The following is a 260-nucleotide window of genomic DNA, read 5'->3' as shown; positions in this document are numbered from 1 at the left end:
CCATTCCTACCGATTCCAGTTATGCCGTTGTCGCTCGCCTGGATGACAAGTCCGCCGCTGACAACCTGCGTCGTTTGCGTGGTTTGGATGATCGTCATCATCTGACCTTGCTGTGTCGTGATCTGGCCGAGATCAGCCACTTTGCCAAAGTGGATAACCCGCAGTATCGCTTGTTGAAGATGGCCACCCCTGGCCCGTGGACGTTCATTTTGGAAGCTACCAAGGAAGTGCCGCGCCGCGTGTCGCACCCTTCGCGCAAA

1 protein-coding gene is annotated in these 260 nt (G+C 56.5%); it reads left to right on the top strand.

The genetic code is table 11. From position 1 onward, the window contains the following. A partial coding sequence (locus ACRHOZ_RS21100; RefSeq protein WP_431130281.1) for a Sua5/YciO/YrdC/YwlC family protein occupies positions 1 to 260 on the top strand: 260 nt, incomplete at both ends.

It is taken from the genome of Flagellimonas flava (genome assembly GCF_050617915.1).
GTDB classification, from domain to species: Bacteria; Bacteroidota; Bacteroidia; order Flavobacteriales; family Flavobacteriaceae; genus Flagellimonas; species Flagellimonas flava_A.
Note: the sequence above shows the minus strand (reverse complement) of the source record. Positions and strands in the feature narration are given on the sequence as shown.